The 14,695-nt window shown below is 71.5% G+C and carries 11 protein-coding genes; 6 read left to right on the forward strand and 5 right to left on the reverse strand.

Annotated features, from left to right (window positions below):
* Both ACWCQ6_RS27030 and ACWCQ6_RS27035 read right to left on the reverse strand, forming a co-directional pair.
* Nucleotides 1–698 (reverse strand): DUF305 domain-containing protein (locus tag ACWCQ6_RS27030; RefSeq protein WP_451093463.1); only part of this gene is annotated, 698 nt, incomplete at its 3' end.
* 9 nt (nucleotides 699–707) lie between these two features.
* Nucleotides 708–1,385: a DUF3105 domain-containing protein gene (locus tag ACWCQ6_RS27035; RefSeq protein ID WP_451093429.1), complete on the reverse strand. Its 678-nt coding sequence runs from the start codon at nucleotides 1,383–1,385 to the stop codon at nucleotides 708–710.
* A 289-nt stretch (nucleotides 1,386–1,674) separates the two neighbouring features.
* Between ACWCQ6_RS27035 and glnA the strand changes: the two genes are divergently transcribed.
* The 5 genes from glnA to ACWCQ6_RS27060 all read left to right on the forward strand — a co-directional run bounded on the left by glnA (nucleotide 1,675) and on the right by ACWCQ6_RS27060 (nucleotide 8,100).
* Nucleotides 1,675–3,036: a type I glutamate--ammonia ligase gene (gene glnA / locus ACWCQ6_RS27040; protein WP_451093431.1), complete on the forward strand. Its 1,362-nt coding sequence runs from the start codon at nucleotides 1,675–1,677 to the stop codon at nucleotides 3,034–3,036.
* Between the two features lie 321 nt (nucleotides 3,037–3,357).
* Complete coding sequence (locus tag ACWCQ6_RS27045) at nucleotides 3,358–4,704, forward strand: discoidin domain-containing protein (protein WP_451093433.1); 1,347 nt, start codon at nucleotides 3,358–3,360, stop codon at nucleotides 4,702–4,704.
* Entirely contained in the window at nucleotides 4,704–6,005 is a 1,302-nt protein-coding gene (locus ACWCQ6_RS27050; RefSeq protein WP_451093435.1) for an MFS transporter, read from the forward strand. The genes ACWCQ6_RS27045 and ACWCQ6_RS27050 overlap by 1 nt, the downstream gene beginning before the upstream one ends.
* Entirely contained in the window at nucleotides 6,002–7,060 is a 1,059-nt protein-coding gene (locus ACWCQ6_RS27055) for a TolB family protein (RefSeq protein ID WP_451093437.1), read from the forward strand. The genes ACWCQ6_RS27050 and ACWCQ6_RS27055 overlap by 4 nt, the downstream gene beginning before the upstream one ends.
* A 218-nt stretch (nucleotides 7,061–7,278) precedes the next feature.
* Nucleotides 7,279–8,100: a putative protein N(5)-glutamine methyltransferase gene (locus ACWCQ6_RS27060; RefSeq protein WP_451093439.1), complete on the forward strand. Its 822-nt coding sequence runs from the start codon at nucleotides 7,279–7,281 to the stop codon at nucleotides 8,098–8,100.
* Here the strand turns inward: ACWCQ6_RS27060 and ACWCQ6_RS27065 are convergent.
* Nucleotides 8,093–8,605: a pyridoxamine 5'-phosphate oxidase family protein gene (locus ACWCQ6_RS27065; protein WP_451093441.1), complete on the reverse strand. Its 513-nt coding sequence runs from the start codon at nucleotides 8,603–8,605 to the stop codon at nucleotides 8,093–8,095. The two genes, ACWCQ6_RS27060 and ACWCQ6_RS27065, sit on opposite strands and share 8 nt — an antisense overlap.
* Nucleotides 8,606–8,739: 134 nt before the next feature.
* On the opposite strand from ACWCQ6_RS27065, the gene ACWCQ6_RS27070 reads away from it, so the two are divergent.
* Nucleotides 8,740–11,730 (forward strand): bifunctional [glutamine synthetase] adenylyltransferase/[glutamine synthetase]-adenylyl-L-tyrosine phosphorylase, encoded by a 2,991-nt coding sequence (locus tag ACWCQ6_RS27070; RefSeq protein ID WP_451093443.1) that lies wholly within the window; start codon nucleotides 8,740–8,742, stop codon nucleotides 11,728–11,730.
* A 524-nt stretch (nucleotides 11,731–12,254) separates the two neighbouring features.
* On the opposite strand, the gene ACWCQ6_RS27075 is transcribed toward ACWCQ6_RS27070, so the two are convergent.
* Together ACWCQ6_RS27075 and ACWCQ6_RS27080 are read right to left on the reverse strand one after the other, a co-directional pair.
* Nucleotides 12,255–13,214: a phosphatase PAP2 family protein gene (locus ACWCQ6_RS27075; protein ID WP_451093445.1), complete on the reverse strand. Its 960-nt coding sequence runs from the start codon at nucleotides 13,212–13,214 to the stop codon at nucleotides 12,255–12,257.
* A gap of 130 nt (nucleotides 13,215–13,344) precedes the next feature.
* A complete protein-coding gene (locus ACWCQ6_RS27080) occupies nucleotides 13,345–14,382 on the reverse strand; it encodes a LacI family DNA-binding transcriptional regulator (protein ID WP_451093447.1) in 1,038 nt (345 codons plus the stop codon).
* Nucleotides 14,383–14,695 lie beyond the last annotated feature (313 nt).

Below are 14,695 nucleotides of genomic sequence, written 5' to 3' on the forward strand. Positions count from 1 at the left end.
TCCGACTGCTGTGCCTCGACCATTCCCCGGGCGAGCCGCTTCTCCGCCGGCACCGTGCACAGCCCGGCGCAGCCGCGGGCCATGTCGATGCCGCCCTTGTGATGTGCGGTCATCAGCCGGAGGTACAGCACCTCGGCCGCCCTGCCGCTCGCCGAACGGAGCCGGTCCAGCTCGGTTCGGGTGGCCATGCCCGGCATGAGGGAGCCGTCATGGGCCCGGTAGCCGGTTCCCATGCCTTCCGTCCCGTCCATGTCCTTCATCGAGTGCCCTTCGTGCCCGGCGGCCATCCAGCCCATCGGCTCCTGCCCGGCGGCCACCTTCGGCAGCTCCCACAGATCCAGCCAGCCGAGCAGCATGCCGCGCTGATTGGCCTGCGTATTGGCGATGTCGTACGCGAGCAGGCGCACCTCCTCGTCCTTCGTACGGTCACGCACGATGAAGGACATCTCCACAGCCTGCTGGTGGTGGACCGCCATGTCGCGGGCGAACCCGGCGTCCGCCGATTCCGCCGAGGGCGTGCGCGGCGCGGACGCGGCACGGTCCGCCCCGCTCCCGTCCTCGCGCGCGGAGGCGACGAGGTGTGCCGCGCTCGTGCTCCTGGTCGTGCTGCTCCCGTCCTCGCGCGCGGAGGCGACCGTCGCCACCCCCGCGAACAGCAGCGCGAGCGCCACGGCGGAGCCGGCCGCCCGCTGCACGATTCGCGTCGGTCACTGAGCCCCCAGCCCGCCCGTGCAGGTCGCCCCGGGCTCGGGCGTCTGCGGCCCCTGCACGAACTGCGAGAAGAACTGATCGACCCGCGGGTCGTCGGCGCCGTCCACCGTCACCTGCTTGCCCCAGGCGGTCAGCATGATCGCCCCGGACTGGCCCTCGTACGGGCTCATCAGCGAGTACGGCGTCCGGCCGACCCGCTCGGCGAGCGCGGCCACATCGGCCTTCGGGGCCTTGCCCGTGTACGTCACCCACACCGATCCGTGCTCCAGCGAGTGCACGGCGTTCACATCGGGGAGGGCCTTGGTGTACACCTCGCCGTCGCAGTTCATCCAGACGGGGTTGTGGTCACCGCCGACCGGCGGCTTCATCGGGTACGCGACGGTCCCGGTGACGTGGTTGCGGGTCAGCTTCGTCGCGTCCCACGTCCGCAGCCCCGCGATCGACCCGTCGGAGGGCTTCTTCTGCTGTGCCGAGGGCGCCTTCGCGTCCGCAGTCGGGGCGGCCTGCTTCTGCTCGGACGCCTCGGACTTCTCCAGCACCATGTACGAGCCGAAGCCGACCAGGCCCACGACGACGAGCACGCTCAGGCTTATGGCCAGGGCACGGTCGCGGCGCTGCCGCGCGCGGTGGACGTCGTGCTGCTGGACCATGGGGGTCCTGGGGTCGAAGCTCATGTCGTCAGGTCCTTCTGGGAAGGGGCGGGAACGGCTGGCGGAGGACCGGGGCCCTCCGTCCGGATCAGGCCTGATCCGGACGGAAGACCCTGGGAGAACCGGCGTGCGCGGGGCCGTCACGAAGCCACTCCACCCCTGGCGCGCCATGGGCGCCGATCGTAGTGGGTGGCCGGGTGCTCCATCTCACTTCGTGTGCGTAATCTGGGTGAAATCCCGGGTCGTGACACTGGAGCTCCTTCCCTACCCCGGGCGGTGGTGCACGGACCGTCTGAACTGCAAGGATGTGGCTATGGACAAGCAGCAGGAATTCGTCCTCAGGACGCTTGAGGAGCGCGACATCCGCTTCGTACGGCTGTGGTTCACCGATGTCCTCGGCTACCTCAAATCCGTCGCCGTGGCCCCCGCCGAGCTTGAACAGGCGTTTGACGAGGGCATCGGCTTCGACGGCTCGGCCATCGAGGGCTTCGCCCGGGTGTACGAATCCGACATGATCGCCAAGCCGGACCCGGGCACGTTCCAGATCCTGCCGTGGCGCGCGGAGGCCCCCGGCACGGCCCGGATGTTCTGCGACATCCTGATGCCCGACGGCTCGCCGTCCTTCGCCGACCCGCGCTATGTCCTCAAGCGCATCCTCGCCAAGACCTCCGACCTGGGCTTCACCTTCTACACCCACCCGGAGATCGAGTTCTTCCTGCTGAAGGACAAGCCGGTGGACGGCAGCCGCCCCACCCCGGCCGACAGCTCCGGCTACTTCGACCACACCCCGCAGAACGTCGGCATGGACTTCCGCCGCCAGGCGATCACCATGCTCGAATCCATGGGCATCTCGGTCGAGTTCAGCCACCACGAGGGCGCCCCCGGCCAGCAGGAGATCGACCTGCGGTACGCGGACGCGCTCTCCACCGCCGACAACATCATGACCTTCCGCCTGGTGATGAAGCAGGTCGCGCTGGAACAGGGCGTACAGGCGACGTTCATGCCGAAGCCGTTCTCCGAATACCCCGGCTCGGGCATGCACACCCACCTCTCCCTCTTCGAGGGCGACCGCAACGCCTTCTACGAGTCGGGCGCCGAGTACCAGCTCTCCAAGGTCGGCCGCTCCTTCATCGCCGGCCTGCTCACCCACGCCGCGGAGATCTCCGCCGTCACCAACCAGTGGGTCAACTCCTACAAGCGCATCTGGGGCGGCTCCTCCCGCGCAGCGGGCGCCGGCGGCGAGGCCCCCTCGTACATCTGCTGGGGCCACAACAACCGCTCCGCGCTCATCCGCGTCCCGATGTACAAGCCCGGCAAGACCGGCTCCGCCCGGGTGGAGGTCCGCTCCATCGACTCCGGCGCCAACCCCTACCTGACGTACGCGGTGCTCCTCGCCGCGGGCCTCAAGGGTGTGGAGCAGGGCTACGAACTCCCGGCCGGCGCCGACGACGACGTCTGGGCGCTGTCCGACGCGGAGCGCCGCGCGATGGGCATCGAGCCGCTGCCGCAGAACCTGGGCGAGGCGATCGCGCTGATGGAGAAGAGCGAACTGGTCGCCGAGACGCTCGGCGAGCACGTCTTCGACTTCTTCCTGCGCAACAAGAAGCAGGAGTGGGAGGAGTACCGCAGCGAGGTCACCGCCTTCGAGCTGAAGAACCTGCTGCCGGTGCTGTAGCCACTTCGCGGTGACGCGACGACGATCCGGGCCGGAGGCGGCGTGCCTCCGGCCCGGAGCGCTTCCGGCGGCTGCCCGGTGCCGAACGGGATGCCGAACAGGCCGTGGAACGAAGCCAGTTGGGGGACTGGTAGGAAAGTTTACTGTTCGCTAGCATTCCCGGCGGTGGCTTGGCGCGGTGTCCGCCGTGCGGGCATGACGCGCTCGGTGAGAGCTCTGGCCCGGCCACCAAGTCCCCGCCACCTGCCTGTACTCGGGGTGCGGGGGTCACACGTACCGATGCCCAGCTCTCGCCACCCCCACAAGGCCAGGAGTCCAGGGATGCATCCGAACGGCTCAGCTTTGCTCCTCACGCCCACGCGGCGCCGTACGGTGGGCGTGGTCGTCGCCGCCGTACTCGCCCTCATCGGCGGCCTGTTGCTCGCCTACCCCGAACGGGCCGGGGCCGCCGCCGACCCCCTCATCTCGCGCGGCAGAACCGCCACCTCCTCCTCCGACGAAGCTTCCGACCTCGGACCGCAGAACGCCTTCGACGGCGACCCGGCCACCCGCTGGGCGAGCGCCGAGGGCAAGGACCCGCAGTGGCTGAGCGTCGACCTCGGCGCCGGTGCCGACGTCACGCGGGTCAAGCTGAGCTGGGAGGACGCCTACGCCAAGGCATACCGGATCGAGATCTCCGCCGACGGCACCAGCTGGACCCGGCTCGCCGAGGAGACGGCCGGGAACGGCGGCACCGACGACTGGGCCGCCCTCTCCGGCAAGGGCCGCTATCTGCGGATGTACGGCACCGCGCGCGCCACCGCCTACGGGTACTCGCTCTACGAGGTGGAGGTGTACGGCACCCCCGGCAGCGAGCCCCCGCAGACCGGCGCCTTCAGCGTGGTCGCCGCCGGTGACATCGCCGCCCAGTGCACCGCGTCCGACAGCGACTGCGCCCACCCCGGGACCGCGGCGCTGGCCCGGAAGATCAACCCGAAGTTCTATCTGACGATGGGTGACAGCCAGTACGACGACGCCCGGATCGCCGACTTCCGCGCCTACTACGACAAGACCTGGGGCGCCTTCAAGGACAAGACGCGCCCGGTGCCCGGCAACCACGAGACGTACGACCCGGCCGGGGCACTGGCCGGCTACAAGGCGTACTTCGGGGCCATCGCCTACCCCCAGGGCAAGAGCTACTACAGCTACGACGAGGGCAACTGGCACTTCATCGCCCTCGACTCCAACTCCTTCGACCGGAGCGCGCAGATCGACTGGCTCAAGGCCGACCTCGCCAAGAACAGCAAGGCGTGCATCGCCGCCTACTGGCACCACCCGCTCTACTCCTCGGGCGGACACGGCAACGACCCGGTCAGCCGACCGGTCTGGAAGATCCTCTACGGAGCCAAGGCCGACCTCGTACTCAACGGACACGACCACCACTACGAGCGGTTCGCCCCGCAGAACCCCGACGGGAAGGCCGTCGCCGACGGGATCACCGAGATCGTCGGCGGGATGGGCGGCGCCGAGCCCTACCCCATCGAGGAGGTCCAGCCCAACAGCCAGAAGCGGATCAGCGGTGAATACGGCGTCCTGAAGATGGACTTCACCGACTCCGGCTACAGCTGGAACTACATCGGCACCGACGGCAAGGCCAAGGACACCAGCCCGAAGTACACCTGCCACTGATGTACCTGGCGACCACAGGCCGCCGGGACACGCCGGCCCCGCCCCGCACCACCGGGGCGGGCCGGCGGGTTCCCGGCACCGTCCTCGCACTCGGCACGGTCAGCCTCGTCACCGACATCTCCTCCGAGATGGTCACCGCGGTGCTGCCGCTCTACCTGGTCCTCGGACTCGGTCTCTCACCCCTCCAATTCGGCTTCCTGGACGGACTGTTCAACGGCGCAGCCGCCGTCGTACGGCTGCTCGGCGGGTACGCCGCCGACCGCGGCCGCGGCCACAAAAGGGTCGCCGGGCTCGGCTACGCCCTCTCCGCGCTCTCCCGGATCGGCCTGCTGCTGGCGGGCGGCGCCACCGCCGGGATCGCGGCCGCCCTCGCCACCGACCGGGTCGGCAAGGGCATCCGTACGGCACCCCGCGACGCGCTGATCACCCTGAGCAGCCCGCCCGAGGCGCTCGGCCGCTCCTTCGGCGTGCACCGGGCGATGGACACCACCGGTGCCCTGCTCGGCCCGCTCGCCGCGTTCGCCCTGCTCTGGGCGACCGCCGACGCCTACGACACGGTGTTCGTCGTCAGCTTCTGCGCCGGCCTGCTCGGGGTGCTGCTCCTCGTCCTGTACGTCCCCGGGCACCGGCCGGCACCGGCACCCCCGATCCCGGCTCCCCGCAGACGCAGGCCCTTCACGGCACTGCGCGACCCCGCCTTCCGGCGGATCCTCGCGGCAGCCTCCCTGCTCGGTGCCGCCACCGTCGGCGACGCCTTCGTCTACCTCCTGCTCCAGCGCCGGCTCGACCTCCCCGTCAGCTGGTTCCCGCTGTTGCCGCTCGGCGCCGCCGCCTGCTACCTGCTGCTGGCCGTCCCGGCGGGCCGGATCGCCGACCGGGTCGGCCGGCGGCTGCCGTTCCTGTACGGACACCTCGCGCTGCTCGGCGTGTACGCCACGCTCCTCGCCCCCGTCGGCGGACCGGCCCTGCTGCTCCTGGCGCCCGTCCTCGCGCTGCTCGGCGTCTTCTACGCCACCACCGACGGCGTACTGATGGCCCTCGCCGGACCCGTGCTGCCGGCCGACGGCCGGGCGGGTGGACTCGCCGTGCTCCAGACCGGCCAGGCGCTGGCCCGGATGCTCGCCGCGGCGGGCTTCGGCGCCGCATGGACCCTGTGGGGGCCGGACCCCGCGCTGTGGGCGGCGGTCTCGGCCCTGCTCCTTGCCCTCGCATGCGGCTGGGCGCTGCTGGCGCGCGACCCTTCCGGCACCCCCGCTCCCCGAGAGCCGGGAGCCCAGATCCCCGAAAGGCGGACCGCATGAGTGCCAGGTTCCCCGGAACCGCGAACCCGCTGGGCCCCCGGGCCCGGATCGCAGTCGTGGTGGCCGCGGTGCTGCTCCTCGCGGGCGGTTCCGTCGGGTACGTGATGCACGCGCAGCAGCGCACGAAGGGCGAACGGACCGAGGCCGACGCCTCGTTCGCCCTCACCGGGCCCGCGCTGTACTTCCGCGAAACGGCCAGCGGACGCGTCGCCCACCAGCCGCTGGCCGGTGGCGCCGGAGTCCGTACCGCGGGCGCCCGCTCCTCCCCGGCCCGTACCACCGGCGGGCCCGCCTGCGACCGGTTCTACGCCTCCGAGGACGGCGCGCTCTGTCTGCGCGCCAGGCCCGGGGTGCTGCCGAAGACGTACGCGATCGTCCTGGACCGGCAGTTGCGCGAGAAGCGCCGGATCACCGTGCCGGGCGTCCCCACCCGCGCCCGGGTCTCCGCCTCCGGACGGATGCTGTCCTGGACGGTGTTCGCGACCGGCGACTCGTACGCCACCACCTCCTTCTCCACCCGCACCGCCATCCTCGATCTGCGCACCGGCTACCTCATCAAGTCCATCGAGAACATCCAGCTCACCATCGACGGCGCCCGCTACCACGCCCCGGACGTCAACTACTGGGGTGTGACCTTCGCCCGCGACGACAACCGCTTCTACGCGACCGTCTCCACCAAGGGCCGCACCCACCTCGTCGAGGGAAGCATGCGGGACTGGTCGGCGAAGGCGCTGCGGCAGAACGTCGAGTGCCCCTCCCTGTCGCCCGACAACACCCGGCTCGCCTTCAAGAAGAAGGTCTCCGACGACGCGGCGGCGCCCTGGCGGCTGTACGTACTCGACCTGCGGACCATGCGCGAGACCCCGCTCGCGGAACGGCACAGCGTCGACGACCAGGCGGCCTGGGTCGACGACGACACGCTCGCCTACGCGCTGCCCGGTGCGTCGGGCCGGGGGAGCGACATCTGGACCGTCCCGGCGGACGGGACGGGGACGCCCCGCGTGGCCGTGGAGGGAGGGTCGTCGCCGGTGGCGGTGGCGGGATCCGCGGGCTGATCCGGCCCGGTCCGGACGAAAGACCCCAGGGGCGGGACCGGTGCCCGTCCGGCGACCGGTGTAGTGTGACGCATCCCCGCACGGGGACCGACCGAGGAGGTGAGACCCATTACCGCTGTATCAGGCTGGGTGCTCATCCCTCGCGACCGCGTGGTCGACCCGACATAGGGTCTGTGCGGCTGCGGAGCGCCCATCGGCTCTCCCGAAAGGCTCCGCTCATGTCGGTTCCCACTCCACCGCTCGCCGCCTCCACCGTTGTCACCACCCTCCGCGCCGCCGGCTGCGTATTCGCCGAGGACGAGGCGGATCTGATCATCTCCACGGCCACCGGCCCCGCCGAAGTCGCCGCCATGGTCGAACGGCGGGTCGCCGGCCTCCCCCTGGAACACGTCCTCGGCTGGGCCGAGTTCGGCGGTCTGCGGATCGCCGTCGGCCCCGGCGTCTTCGTGCCCCGCCGCCGCACCGAGTTCCTGGTCCAGCAGGCCGCAGCCCTCGCCGGGCCCGGAGCGGTCGTCGTCGACCTCTGCTGCGGTTCGGGAGCCCTCGGCGCCGCGCTCGCCGCGAGACCGGGCCGGGTCGAACTGCACGCCGCGGACGTCGAACCCGCCGCCGTGCGGTATGCCCGCCGCAATATCGGCGAGGCGGGCGAGGTCTACGAGGGCGACCTCTTCGGGCCGCTGCCCGGATCGCTGCGCGGCCGGGTGGAGATCCTGCTCGCCAATGTGCCGTACGTACCCACGGACGATGTCGAACTGCTCCCCCCGGAGGCCCGCATCCATGAACCGCGGGTCGCGCTCGACGGTGGCCTCGACGGTCTCGACGTCCTGCGACGGGTCACCGCCGAGGCCCCGCGATGGCTGGCACCGGGCGGGCATCTGCTGGTCGAGACGAGCGAACGGCAGGTGGAACGGGCCGAGGAGACCGTCGCCCGCAGCGGCCTGATCCCGCGTGTGGTCCGCTCCGAGGAGCTGTACGCGACCGTCGTCATCGCGACCAGACCCGGCCCGGCCGCCCCTCGTGGGGGCGACACGATCAGCTGAACCGCCACCGCGTCTGGCTGAAGCGGGCGCCCTTGCCGAAGCCGAAGGCCTTGCGGGGGCGCACCTGGAACACCAGCGCGGCGTGCCCCGCGTTCACGAAGGTGCCGGCCCGGACGTCGAAGTGCCACTTTGGGCCGTACTTCGCCTCCCAGGCCGTGGCCAGCAGGCTCAGCCGGTCCTCGTCCGTCACCCGTTCCGCCCGGCCCTCGACCACCACGTCGAGCCCCTGCGACATGGTGTTGGTGCCGGTCGTCAGCACCACCTCGGGGTTGGCGGCCAGGTTTCGGGCCTTGCGCTCCTCGGCGCCGGTGGCGAAGTGCAGCGCGCTGTCCGCCCACACCCCGATCAGCGGAGTGACATGCGGGCGGCCGTCCGGGCGGACCGTGGACAGCCAGTACAGCTCCGCCCCGGTCAGCAGGTCCCTCGCCGTCGACCACGGGCACGCCGTCGCGTTCTTGTCGCTGTAGTCGCCGTCCAGCTCGGCGTAGGGTTCGAATCCGGACATGCGGGCCTCCCGGTCTGCTCCTGAAAATGATCCTGCCCACGAAGTACGGACCGCGCACCCGCTCCGGATTACTTGGAGCGGGGCTAGGCTCGGAACGCTGAATGGTGTGTGGACGGCGAGCGGGAGAGCACGGAATGACGACGGTGCCGGGGCGCAGGAGCAGCACGTTCACCCGACTGCTGCGGCACGGCTTCACCGACCCCTCCGCCGCCGAGCGGCTCCTCGACCTGCCCGAGCTGTCCTCCGTACGCTCCGACCCGGTCCTGCTCGAAGCCCTCGGCGCGACCGCCGACCCCGATCTGGCCCTGCGGGGGCTCGCCCGGCTGGTGGAGGCCGAGGAGGCGGACGAGCGCCGGATCCTGCTGGACACGCTCGTCACCGCCAAACCGCTGCGGGACCGGCTGCTCGGGGTGCTCGGGGCCTCCGAGGCGCTCGGCGACCACCTCGCCCGCCACCCCCGCGACTGGCAGGCCCTCGTCACCTACGAGGCCACCGACCTCCACCCCGGTCTGGCCGAGTTCGAGCAGGGCCTCGCCGGGGCCGACGACCCCGACTCGCTGCGTGTCGCCTACCGCCGCTGCCTGCTGGCCATAGCGGCCCGTGACGTGTGCGGTACGACGGACGTCGCCGAGGCCTCCGCCGAACTGGCCGACCTGGCCACCGCGACCCTTCGGGCGGCGCTCGCCATCGCCCGTACGGCCGCACCCGCCGACGCCGCCCAGTGCCGGCTCGCCGTCATCGCGATGGGCAAGTGCGGCGGGCACGAGCTGAACTACGTCTCCGACGTCGACGTGATCTTCGTTGCGGAACCCGTAGGCGGCTTCGAGGAGAGCGCGGCCGTGCGGGCCGCCACCCGGCTGGCCGCACATATGATGCGGATCTGTTCCGACACGACCGTCGAGGGCACCATCTGGCCCGTCGACGCCAACCTCCGTCCCGAGGGCCGCAACGGCCCCCTGGTGCGCACCCTGTCCTCGCACCTCGCGTACTACCAGCGCTGGGCCAAGACCTGGGAGTTCCAGGCGCTGCTCAAGGCCCGGCCGGTGGCCGGCGACCCCGAGCTCGGCGAGGAGTACGTCGAGGCCGTCTCGCCGCTCGTCTGGCAGGCCGCGGACCGCGAGAACTTCGTCCCCGACGTGCAGGAGATGCGCCGCCGCGTCGTCGCCAACATCCCCGCCGACCGCGTCGAACGCGAGATCAAGCTCGGCCCCGGCGGGCTGCGGGACGTCGAATTCGCCGTACAGCTCCTCCAGTTGGTGCACGGCCGCAGTGACGCCACCCTGCGCAGCGGCACCACGCTCGCGGCCCTGCGCGCACTCGCCGCGGGCGGCTACGTCGGCCGGGTGGACGCCGCCCAACTGGACGACGCCTACCGCTTCCTGCGCGCCATGGAGCACCGCATCCAGCTCTACCGGCTGCGCCGCACCCATCTCGTCCCGGAGGACGCCCCCGACCTGCGGCGGCTCGGACGCTCCCTCGGGATGCGCACGGACCCGATCACCGAGCTCAACCAGGCGTGGAAGCGGCACGCGTCCGTGGTGCGGCGGTTGCACGAGAAGCTGTTCTACCGGCCGCTGCTCGACGCCGTCGCCCAGCTCGCGCCCGGTGAGTCCCGGCTCAGCGCGAAGGCGGCCGGGCACCGGCTCGAAGCGCTCGGCTACGCCGACCCGGCAGCCGCGCTCCGGCACCTGGAGGCGCTGTCGTCCGGGGTGTCCCGCAAGGCCGCCATCCAGCGCACCCTGCTGCCGGTGCTGCTCGGCTGGTTCGCCGACTCCGCGGACCCGGACGCCGGGCTGCTCGGCTTCCGCAAGGTGTCCGACGCCCTCGGCAAGACCCCCTGGTACCTGCGGCTGCTGCGGGACGAGGGCGCCGCCGCGGAGAACCTCGCCCGGGTCCTGTCGGCCGGCCGGCTCGCCCCCGACCTGCTGCTGCGCGCCCCGGAGGCGGTGGCGCTCCTCGGTGACCCGCAGGGGCTGAAGCCGCGCACCCGGGAGCACCTGGAGCAGGAGGTGCTGGCCGCGGTGGGGCGCGCGGACGGTGCCGAGTCGGCCGTCGCGGTGGTGCGCGCGGTGCGCCGGCGCGAACTGTTCCGGACCACGGCCGCGGACCTCATCGACTCGTACGGTACGGAGGAGAACCCTGCCGAAGAAGACCCTGGTGCCCTGGTCGACCGGGTGGGCAGCGCGGTCACCGATCTGAACGCGGTCACGATCGCGGGCGCCCTGCGCGCCGCGGTGCGCGAGCAGTGGGGGGACACCCTCCCCACCCGGTTCGCGGTCATCGGCATGGGCCGTTTCGGCGGCCACGAGCTCGGCTACGGCTCCGACGCCGATGTGCTGTTCGTCCACTCGCCGCGCGAGGGCGTCGACGAGCAGGAGGCGGGCCGGGCCGCGAACGCGGTGGTCTCCGAAATGCGCCGGCTGCTCCAACTGCCCACCGCCGACCCGCCGTTGATCATCGACGCGGACCTGCGGCCGGAGGGCAAGAACGGGCCGATGGTCCGTACGCTGCGGTCCTACGAGGCCTACTACCGGCGCTGGTCGCTGGTCTGGGAGAGTCAGGCGCTGCTGCGTGCCGAGCCGGTCGCGGGCGACGCCGAACTCGGCCGCGAATTCATCGAGTTGATCGATCCGCTGCGCTATCCGATGGAGGGCCTGGGTGAGGACGCGGTCCGCGAGATCCGGCGCCTGAAGGCCCGGATGGAGTCCGAGCGGCTGCCGCGCGGCGCCGATCCGACGCTCCACACCAAGCTGGGACGCGGCGGGCTGAGTGACGTCGAGTGGACGGTCCAGCTGATGCAGATGCAGCACGGCTGGGCGGAACCGGGGCTGCGGACGACCCGCACCCGCGAGGCGCTGGCCGCGGCCTGCGCCGCGGAGCTGATCTCCGGCGAGGACGCGCAGACGCTGGACGAGGCGTGGGTGCTGGCGACCCGGGTGCGCAACGCGGTGATGCTGGTGCGCGGCCGGCCGGGCGACACCTTCCCGTCGGGTCCGCGTGAACTCACTGCGGTGGGGCGGTACTTGGGGTACGAGCCGGGGCATGTCGGGGACATGCTGGACGACTACCGGCGGATCACGCGGCGGGCGCGGGCGGTGGTGGAGGAGCGGTTCTACGGGGCGTGAGACGGGACGCGTGCCACCACCGTCCAAGGCCCCACGACGTCCGCAGCCGACCTCCTCGTCACCGGAGCCCGTGTCCGCACCCTCGATCCGGTCCGGCCGGAGGCCACTGTCGCGTGGCGGCCGGGGACGGGCGATCACCGCGGTCGGCGACGAGGGGCCGGGCTGCGCGACCGGCGCGGCAACGGCAGGGAGCCGCATCGGCCTGTCCGGGGCCACCCTCACGGCCCGGCCCGGTCGACGCGCACAGCCACCCCGTCCGGGGCCTGGAGACGGCCACCGGCACGGACCTCACCGCGGTCCGTGACCTCGACCGGCTGCGCGCCGCGCCTTCGGCGGCCGACCCGTCGACCCGGCCCTGATCGAGGACGCCATCGGCGGCGCCCCGTTCGACGCCGGGGCGCGCCTGGCGCTGGGTCCGGACCGGCCGATCGCCCACTTCGACGTACGACAGGTGCCGGTCACGGCCCGGCCGTGGAGGCTGCCCGGGGCATTGACACCGAGCCGGTCACCGCCGAGCAGTTGCCTCAGCGGCGGCCCGCCGCCGTGTCCGCCGCCGGGGGCCGCGGCCGGACCGGCGCACTCGCGGACAGGCAGGCCAGCCGCGCCCTCCCGCCCGGCAGAGGCACCCGCTTCGGGAGGTGGTGCGGCAGCGAGCCGTACCAGGCGTACGACACCGCGCAACCGAAGGCCAGGCAGGCCGTGCCGCCCAGCGCGTCCAGCCAGAAGTGGTTGCCGGTCGACACGATGACGACCAGGGTCAGCGTCGGGTAGAGCAGGGCCAGGATGCGCGCCCAGGGCGCGGAGGCCAGTGCGAAGACGGTCAGACCGCACCAGAGCGACCAGCCGATGTGTATCGACGGCATCGCCGCGTACTGGTTCGACATGTTCTTGAAGTTGCCCGAGGCCATCGAACCCCAGGTGTGATGGACCAGGACGGTGTCGACGAAGTGGCCGCCGTTCATCAGGCGGGGCGGCGCCAGTGGATACAGATAGTAACCGAGCAGCGCCACACCGGTCGTCGCGAACAGGGTCAGCCTGGCCGCCGCGTAACGGCCCGGGTGGCAGCGGAACAGCCACACCAGTACGCAGACGGTGACGACGAAGTGCAGTGTCGCGTAGTAGTAGTTCATCGAGACGATCAGCCATGTCACGGAATTCACCGCGTGGTTGACCGTCTGCTCCACGGCGATGCCCAGATGCTTCTCGGCCGACCAGATCCAGTCGGCGTTGCGCAGGGCGGCGGCCCGCTGCTCCGGGACGGCGTTGCGCACCAGCGAGTACACCCAGTAACTGGCCGCCACGAGCAGGACTTCGAACCAGATGCGCGGTCGGCGGGGGCAGCGCAGGGAACGCAGTCTCGCCGGGCCGCTGTTGCGCCGTCCGGTGTTCCGCTTCGGGTTCGCCGCGGGGGCCGCCTCGTCCACGACGGGTGACGGGGTGGCCTCCGACCGGCCTTCCTGTGACGTCACGCTCGATTCGCCCATAGGCACAGAGTCTGCCAGAAATTGCCCCTCTGCCCGATGATCCTCCCGCCGGGTCCGGACCGCACATCACACGTGCCGGGAACGAGGGCCCGAACTGCGCGCCGGGAACGGGCGTGGGATCCTGGGCGGGTCAGGCGGTGACGGCCGGAGCGGGCCCGGGACCAGCGGCCGTTGAACCGCGAACGACCAGTTCGGGCATGAAGACGAACTCGCTGTGCGGGGCGGGTGTGCCGCCGACCTCCTCCAGGAGCGTACGCACGGCGGCCTGCCCCATCGCCGTCACCGGCTGACGGATCGTGGTCAGCGGCGGATCGGTGAACGCTATGAGCGGCGAGTCGTCGTAGCCGACCACCGACAGATCGCGCGGCACATCCATCGACAGCCGGCGGGCGGCCCGGATCGCGCCGAGCGCCATCATGTCGCTCGCGCACACCACCGCCGTGCAGCCCCGCTCCATCAGTGCCGACGCCGCGGCCTGTCCACCCTCCAGAGTGAACAGCGAATGCTGGATCAGCTCCTCCACCTCGTCCGGTGCGAGGTTCAACTGCTCCTGCATCGTGGCGCGGAAGCCCTCGATCTTGCGCAGGACCGGCACGAACCGCTTCGGGCCGACCGCCAGACCGATCCGCTGATGCCCCAGCGACACCAGATGCGTCACCGCGAGCCGCATCGCCGCCCGGTCGTCCGGAGAGATGAACGGCGCCTGGACCTTGGGTGAGAAGCCGTTGACCAGGACGAACGGGACACCCTTGGCCCGCAGTTGCTCATAGCGCTGCATGTCGGCCGAGGTGTCGGCATGCAGCCCGGAGACGAAGATGATGCCCGATACGCCGCGGTCGACCAGCATCTCGGTCAGCTCGTCCTCGGTGGAGCCGCCGGGGGTCTGGGTCGCCAGTACCGGTGTGTAGCCCTGCCGCGTCAACGCCTGGCCGATCACCTGGGCCAGGGCGGGAAAGATGGGGTTCTCCAGCTCGGGCGTGATCAGCCCGACCAGCCCCGCGCTGCGCCTGCGCAGCCGTACGGGCCGTTCGTAGCCGAGAACGTCGAGCGCGGCGAGAACGGATTCGCGGGTGGCCGCTGCAACACCGGGCTTGCCGTTCAGTACGCGGCTGACCGTCGCTTCGCTGACCCCCGCCTGAGTTGCGATATCGGCAAGCCGTGCGGTCATGGAAGTGGACTGTACCGGGCGTATGTCGGATTGCCCACCAGGCGCATGAATCGGACGGCCGCACTCCTGTGGCGGCCCGTGGTGGATTCCCGGCAACTTCTTGCAATCTCTTGCGAACCGGGTTTGCGGACGGCGGTCCGATCGTCGCACCGTGCGGGTAGAGGATTGCGGCCAGCTGTTGCCAGGGGGCGACGTAGGGCGTCAAGGGGCTTGACGGCAACCGTGAGGACACGCGAGTGTAACGATCGTCGGAGCTTGCAGAAATCTTCCGCAAACTCTTTCGGCGTTCTTTCATCCTTGTTACGTTCTCGTC

The sequence above is a fragment of the Streptomyces sp. NPDC001880 genome (genome assembly GCF_053594575.1).

What these genes read in the sequence shown, in the direction of transcription:
- ACWCQ6_RS27045 (WP_451093433.1), top strand. Translation starts at nt 3,358, where the DNA reads ATGCATCCGAACGGCTCAGCTTTGCTCCTCACGCCCACGCGGCGCCGT.
- ACWCQ6_RS27080 (WP_451093447.1), bottom strand. Translation starts at nt 14,382, where the DNA reads ATGACCGCACGGCTTGCCGATATCGCAACTCAGGCGGGGGTCAGCGAA.
- glnA (WP_451093431.1), top strand. Translation starts at nt 1,675, where the DNA reads ATGGACAAGCAGCAGGAATTCGTCCTCAGGACGCTTGAGGAGCGCGAC.
- ACWCQ6_RS27065 (WP_451093441.1), bottom strand. Translation starts at nt 8,605, where the DNA reads ATGTCCGGATTCGAACCCTACGCCGAGCTGGACGGCGACTACAGCGAC.
- ACWCQ6_RS27055 (WP_451093437.1), top strand. Translation starts at nt 6,002, where the DNA reads ATGAGTGCCAGGTTCCCCGGAACCGCGAACCCGCTGGGCCCCCGGGCC.
- ACWCQ6_RS27070 (WP_451093443.1), top strand. Translation starts at nt 8,740, where the DNA reads ATGACGACGGTGCCGGGGCGCAGGAGCAGCACGTTCACCCGACTGCTG.
- ACWCQ6_RS27050 (WP_451093435.1), top strand. Translation starts at nt 4,704, where the DNA reads ATGTACCTGGCGACCACAGGCCGCCGGGACACGCCGGCCCCGCCCCGC.
- ACWCQ6_RS27060 (WP_451093439.1), top strand. Translation starts at nt 7,279, where the DNA reads ATGTCGGTTCCCACTCCACCGCTCGCCGCCTCCACCGTTGTCACCACC.
- ACWCQ6_RS27035 (WP_451093429.1), bottom strand. Translation starts at nt 1,385, where the DNA reads ATGAGCTTCGACCCCAGGACCCCCATGGTCCAGCAGCACGACGTCCAC.
- ACWCQ6_RS27075 (WP_451093445.1), bottom strand. Translation starts at nt 13,214, where the DNA reads ATGGGCGAATCGAGCGTGACGTCACAGGAAGGCCGGTCGGAGGCCACC.